The organism is Paraburkholderia sp. UCT31, from assembly GCF_014397655.1.
In the GTDB taxonomy this organism is placed as follows: Bacteria; Pseudomonadota; Gammaproteobacteria; order Burkholderiales; family Burkholderiaceae; genus Paraburkholderia; species Paraburkholderia tuberum.
This window is the reverse complement of sequence record NZ_VZQP01000198.1, coordinates 1-780: the sequence shown is the minus strand read 5'-3', so window position 1 is coordinate 780 and position 780 is coordinate 1. Positions and strand designations below refer to the sequence as shown.

Below are 780 nucleotides of genomic sequence, written 5' to 3'. Positions count from 1 at the left end.
AGTGCTCGACGCGAGGCACTTTGAGCGGCCCGTCAACTACGCTCTGCTGTCGATACGGCCGCCGGAGGGTGTCGTGGTCGACGTGAAGAAGCGCCCGTATCTGATCATCGATCCGCGCGCCGGGCACGGTCCCGGCATCGGGGGCTTCAAGGACGATTCGCAGGTCGGCGTTGCCCTGCGCGCCGGTCATCCCGTCTATTTCGTCGTGTTCTCCCAGGAGCCAGAGCCCGGCCAGACCCTGCTCGACGTGTGCGCGGCCGAGCAGCAGTTCGTACGGAAGGTGCGCGAACTGCATTCAGACAGCCCAAAGCCCGCGATCGTCGGAAATTGCCAGGGCGGCTGGGCCGCGATGATGCTTGCCAGTTCGTCGCCGGAAGACACCGGTCCCATCCTGGTCAACGGCGCGCCCATGTCTTACTGGAGCGGGGCGTGGAGCGAGAGTGAGGTGCCCAATCCAATGCGTTATGCCGGAGGCATTCTGGGCGGCACGTGGCTCTCGTCCCTGGCGGCCGATCTTGGCAACGGCAAGTTCGACGGCGCGCATCTCGTGAACAACTTCGAGTATTTGAACCCCGCCAACACGTTCTGGGACAAGTACTACAACGTATTCGCCAACATCGATACGGAACCGGCGCGCTTTATCGAGTTCGAGCGGTGGTGGGGCAGCTACTACCTGATGAACCGGGAAGAGATCGAGTGGATCACCCGTAACCTCTTCATCGGCAACAAGCTGTGGTCCGGCGAAGTGTCCGGCCCGTCGGGCAAATCCTTCGATCTGCG

At 62.7% G+C, this 780-nt stretch carries 1 protein-coding gene; it reads left to right on the top strand.

The annotated features are described in order from the left end of the window. Window positions 1-780: DUF3141 domain-containing protein (locus F6X40_RS41610; RefSeq protein ID WP_187631908.1), on the top strand; the 780-nt coding region annotated here is incomplete at both ends.